Annotated in this window: 6 protein-coding genes and 1 rRNA gene; 1 reads left to right on the plus strand and 6 read right to left on the minus strand. The window is 27.9% G+C overall.

Translation table 11 applies throughout. The features are described 5' to 3' along the window. Together ACRDDE_RS05245 and ACRDDE_RS05250 are read right to left on the minus strand one after the other, a co-directional pair. Window positions 1–59 (minus strand): 16S ribosomal RNA (locus ACRDDE_RS05245); the annotation flags it as partial. A 286-nt stretch (window positions 60–345) separates the two neighbouring features. Further along, window positions 346–576: a glutaredoxin family protein gene (locus ACRDDE_RS05250; protein ID WP_438626031.1), complete on the minus strand. Its 231-nt coding sequence runs from the start codon at window positions 574–576 to the stop codon at window positions 346–348. A 184-nt stretch (window positions 577–760) separates the two neighbouring features. Here ACRDDE_RS05250 and ACRDDE_RS05255 point away from each other — a divergent pair, with 184 nt between their 5' ends. Beyond that, window positions 761–1,966, plus strand: coding sequence for an MGDG synthase family glycosyltransferase (locus tag ACRDDE_RS05255; RefSeq protein WP_438626032.1), 1,206 nt, complete (start codon window positions 761–763; stop codon window positions 1,964–1,966). Window positions 1,967–2,023: 57 nt separating this feature from the next. Here the strand turns inward: ACRDDE_RS05255 and ACRDDE_RS05260 are convergent, their stop codons facing one another. The 4 genes from ACRDDE_RS05260 to dnaX all read right to left on the minus strand — a co-directional run. Then, entirely contained in the window at window positions 2,024–2,251 is a 228-nt protein-coding gene (locus ACRDDE_RS05260; RefSeq protein WP_438626034.1) for a hypothetical protein, read from the minus strand. 152 nt (window positions 2,252–2,403) lie between these two features. Beyond that, on the minus strand, window positions 2,404–3,003 hold the full coding sequence (gene recR, locus ACRDDE_RS05265) for a recombination mediator RecR (RefSeq protein ID WP_021431654.1): 600 nt from the start codon (window positions 3,001–3,003) through the stop codon (window positions 2,404–2,406). An 11-nt stretch (window positions 3,004–3,014) separates the two neighbouring features. Further along, window positions 3,015–3,356, minus strand: coding sequence for a YbaB/EbfC family nucleoid-associated protein (locus ACRDDE_RS05270; protein WP_021428128.1), 342 nt, complete (start codon window positions 3,354–3,356; stop codon window positions 3,015–3,017). A gap of 65 nt (window positions 3,357–3,421) precedes the next feature. After that, window positions 3,422–4,967 (minus strand): DNA polymerase III subunit gamma/tau (dnaX, locus tag ACRDDE_RS05275; protein WP_438626035.1); only part of this gene is annotated, 1,546 nt, incomplete at its 5' end.

Consider the following 4,967-nt stretch of genomic DNA (forward strand, 5'->3'; position numbering starts at 1 on the left):
TGCATGTGTTAGGCACGCCGCCAGCGTTCATCCTGAGCCAGGATCAAACTCTCAAATATAATTTAAAAAGTTGTCCATCGCTCAGCTAATCATTATCTGAATATCTGGCTTGGTTGTTTGTGTTTAATTCTTTAAAAAAAGAATTTTTATAATTAACCTACTGTTTAATTTTCAAAGTTCATTTTTATTTTGCCCTTTTCTTAAGGACAAGTAATACTATACCACCTTAATTTAACATCGTCAACACTTTTTTTAAATTTAATTTTATTTTTTATTTAGAAATTTAAACTTTCTTGTTAAGCTTTCCAATTGCTGATGTTTTTTATTCATATATTATATATATTTTTATAATTCTAATAAATTATCTATTCTAGTTTTATCAAAACCTAAAACATGATTCCCATCTATAAGTAAAACTGGCACAGACATATATCCAAGTTTGATAAGTGCTTTTCTATTTTCATCATTACCCGATATATTATATTCAGTATAATTTATATTTTTTTCTTTTAAATACTTTTTCAATTCAATGCATTGTTTACATTTATCACTACTAAAGATTTCTATTTTTTTCATGCTTTTTTCACTTCTCCTACTTTCTTTTTTAAAATACCACTCTTGTATTTTTGTTTTACATATATTAGATTAGTATTAAATATTAAGTGTAATATGTCAATACTGTGTTTCAAATAATTAATATTATTCGTAAGTTTATATAAATATAAAATATTTATAAAGCTAATTTTAGGAGGGTTCTAATATGAGCAAGAAAGTATTAATTATGTCCGCATCTACAGGTGGTGGCCATAATAGAGCAGCTAGAGCTATTGAAGAAGAACTAATAAAAAAGACACTTGACGGGGAAAATATAGAATGTAAAATCATAGATAGTTTAAAACTTGTAAATACTACTATGGATAAGATTATATCTAGAGGATATGAAAAGTCTGCTATTTATACACCTAATGCATATGGTAAAGTTTATAGATTTTCTGAAACTGGACTTGTTTCTAAAAACGAGTTTAAGGGAAATATGATAACAAGTTTCATGGCTAAACGTTTTAGAAGATTACTTTTAGATGAGCAACCAGATTTAATAATAGGAACTCATCCTTTTCCTATGATAGCACTTAGTACTTTAAAAAAACAATGTAGCACTAATAGTAATCCCGTATTTCACACTAGCTTTAACGATAACTTTAATAATCATTTTAACAATGAAAATTTTCCTACACTTATTTCAGTATTAACTGATTATACAACTCATTCTACATGGATACAGCATGAGTTAGATTACTATGTTGTAGGACATGAATATGTTAAAGAGCTTCTTATTTCAGAAGGTGTTGATGGTGATAAAGTTAAACCCCTTGGAATTCCAGTTGAAAAATCATTCTTACAACATAGAAATAGAGAAACAGTTTTATCTGAATTAGGGTTTGATCCCGAAAAGTTAACAGTTCTTCTTATGGGTGGTAGTTTCGGAGCTGGTAATATGAAAGAAACATTCGAAGAGATGCTTGATATAGATAGAGATTTCCAAATTTTAGTTATTACAGGTAGAAATGAGTCACTTAAAGAAAAACTTTCTAAAAAACTAGAAAATTATATAACTAGTAAAACAGTACATATTTTAGGATTTACAGATAAAATGAATGATATTTTAGCTTCTATTGATATACTTGTTACAAAACCAGGAGGACTTACAACAACAGAGGCTCTTTTAAAAGATGTTCCTATGATAGTTCCATACTATATCCCTGGTCAAGAAGAGGAAAATTTAGATTTCTTGTGTAATTGTGGTTCCGCACTTAGAACAACTAAGAAATATACTTTATCAGTACTATTAAAAGTAATAATAGATGATCCTTCTAGGCTTGAACTTCTTAAAAAGAATATTAAGTCAATAAGAAAATTTAATTCTTCTCAAAATATAGCCAATCTTATAGAGACAGAATTATCATAATATAAATAAAAACTGTAGATATAATATCTACAGTTTTTTTATCTATTCTATAAAAACCTAATACCTAGGTTCATAAAAATCTTCTTCATAATCATATTGATAATTTTTATAATTATTCTTGAAACTACTATCTTTTGATTTAAAGGCTTTTTTACTTTTCTTTTTTATAAGAACACTCATATCGTCATCTTCAGTGTATTTTAATTTATCTTTCGATGATTTTAGTTTCTTATTTCTTTTTTCTTTCATAGCATTGTACTCTTCAAAATTCATAGCTGATTTCATTTTGCACCCCTATTAAAATTTTTAATAAAATTATACAACACCATCATTGAAACTTCAATATTTTAAACATAAATTTTATAAACCAAAATCTTGTAAAAAACGACATTGAATTTAATGCAAAAATAAAAAAATCGAGAACAAAATCTCGATTTTTATATTTCTCTTCTTCCTTCTAGAGCTTTAGTTATTGTAACTTCATCGGCATACTCTAAATCTCCACCTACTGGTAATCCATGAGCAATTCTAGTAACCTTTATTCCCATAGGTTTTAAAAGCCTTGCTATATACATAGCTGTAGCTTCACCTTCTATAGTTGGATTTGTTGCCATTATAACTTCTCTTACTTCTTGATTTCCTAATCTTTGTATAAGCTCTTTAACTCTTATCATATCTGGACCTATACCATCCATAGGAGAAATTACTCCATTTAATACATGGTATTGACCATGGAATTCTTTTGTTTTTTCCATAGCTGCTACATCTCTAGGATCTTCAACTACACATATAGTGCCACTGTCCCTATTTTTATTAGAACACATACTACATGGGTCTTTATCTGTTATATTATAACAAATAGAACAGTATTTTATTTCCTTCTTAGCTTCTACTATAGCCTTAGATAAAGCTTCTACATCATTAATATTCATATTAATAACGTGAAAAGCTAGTCTCTGTGCAGTTTTTCTTCCAACTCCAGGAAGCTTAGAAAATTCTTCTATTAGCCTTGAAATAGGCCCTGAATAAGTTTGCATCTAATCACCTACTAGAATAACCCAGGAATATTCATTCCTCCAGTTAATTTATTCATTTGTGAAGATTGCATATCATCAACGCTTCTTAATGCTTCATTAACAGCACTTAATACTAAGTCTTGAAGCATTTCTATATCATCTGGATCTACAACTTCAGGTTTTATTTGAATATCAACAACTTCTTTTTTGCCGTTAACTTTAACTGTAACAGCTCCTCCTCCAACAGAAGTTTCGATTTCTTTTGTTTCTAAGTCTTCTTGCATCTTTTGCATGTCAGTTTGCATTTTTTGAGCTTGTTTTAATAATTGGTTCATATTTCCAGGCATCATTCCTGGGAATCCTTTTTTAGCCATATATAAATTCCTCCTTAATTATCCTTTTTATTTAATATGCTATTATTATATCATATTCGTATTTATTATTTAATTTCATTTTCATTTATACTTTGCTTAATGTCTATTATTTCTTTAGGAAAAACGGATTTTAATATTTCTTCACCTTTATCCTTTTGTTCTTTTTCTATTTCTAATTTTATATTTTTTGACTCTGACTTTAATATTATTTTTATACCGAAACTTCTATTCAGTATTTCTCTTATTACACTCTCTATATAATTTCTAGTTTTTTCATCACTTAATTTATTTTTTGCAAATGCAAAGTTATCATCAAATACTATATATAGGTTATTTGCACTTACATTAAATTCTCTTGCCTCTCTTAAAATAGCATATACAGGCATATTTTTATCTTTCTTTATATGAGTAAGTATATTTTCCCAAGATTTCTCTATTAGCTCAACATCTTCACTTTTGACTTCTTCATAAAAAACTTCTTCCTCAGCTTCAACTTCATTTTTTTCAGAAGTTTCTTTATCTTCTTTTTTACTTTCTATCTCAACGTTATTATTTATATTTATTTTTCCACTTTTTATAACCTCTTCTAAATTAGATATTCTTTTTAAAAGAGATTCTTTACTTTCATCAAACATTGGTTGAGATAATTTCATTATACTAACCTCTGCCAATACTCTAGGATTTGAAGATGACTTAATCGCATCCTGAGTTGTTGATAGTATATTAAGTATTCTAATAATATCATTGACCTCTATTGTACTTGCCTGTGCTTTTAACTGTTCAACTATTTCTTCTGGTAAAGAAATTATTTCATCTAAATCACTAGATACCTTACATACCATTAAGTTTCTAAAATGATCTATTAAATCATCTATCAAGTTCTTTATATCTTTACCCCATACTACAAACTCATTCAATATCTCTAAACATTTCTTTGTATCCTCTTTTATAACGTACTCTGCCATTTCAAATAGTTGCTCTATATTTACTGTTCCCAATAAATCCACAACATCTTTGTATTCTATATCATTTTCACTAAATGACATACATTGATCTAATATACTAAGTGCATCTCTAAGTGCACCTTGAGAGTTTCTTGCTATTAAATTTAAAGCCCTGTCATCTACAACTACATTTACATCATCGCATATTTCCTTCATTCTAGTAGACATATCTTTAACTGTAACTCTTTTAAAATCAAATCTTTGACATCTAGATAAAATTGTAGCAGGTATTTTATGAGGTTCTGTTGTTGCTAATATAAATATTACATATGAAGGTGGCTCTTCAAGTGTTTTTAAAAGTGCATTAAATGCACCTTGAGATAGCATATGCACCTCATCTATTATATAAACCTTATATTTACATTTTGCTGGAGTATATTTTACATTTTCTCTAATTTCTCTTATATCATCAACACTATTATTTGATGCTGCATCTATTTCTATAACATCCATAATGTTATCACTTAGTATATCTTTACAAACTTCACATTCATTACAAGGCTCTTCATCTACAGAGTTTTGGCAATTTAAAGCTCTTGCAAAAATCTTTGCAGTTGAGGTTTTCCCTGTACCTCTAGTTCCACAAAATAAATATGCATGTCCTACA

The organism is Paraclostridium sp., assembly GCF_051656405.1.
Classification (GTDB): Bacteria; Bacillota; Clostridia; order Peptostreptococcales; family Peptostreptococcaceae; genus Paraclostridium.

What these genes read in the sequence shown, in the direction of transcription:
- ACRDDE_RS05260 (WP_438626034.1), bottom strand. Translation starts at nt 2,251, where the DNA reads ATGAAATCAGCTATGAATTTTGAAGAGTACAATGCTATGAAAGAAAAA.
- ACRDDE_RS05255 (WP_438626032.1), top strand. Translation starts at nt 761, where the DNA reads ATGAGCAAGAAAGTATTAATTATGTCCGCATCTACAGGTGGTGGCCAT.
- recR (WP_021431654.1), bottom strand. Translation starts at nt 3,003, where the DNA reads ATGCAAACTTATTCAGGGCCTATTTCAAGGCTAATAGAAGAATTTTCT.
- ACRDDE_RS05250 (WP_438626031.1), bottom strand. Translation starts at nt 576, where the DNA reads ATGAAAAAAATAGAAATCTTTAGTAGTGATAAATGTAAACAATGCATT.
- ACRDDE_RS05270 (WP_021428128.1), bottom strand. Translation starts at nt 3,356, where the DNA reads ATGGCTAAAAAAGGATTCCCAGGAATGATGCCTGGAAATATGAACCAA.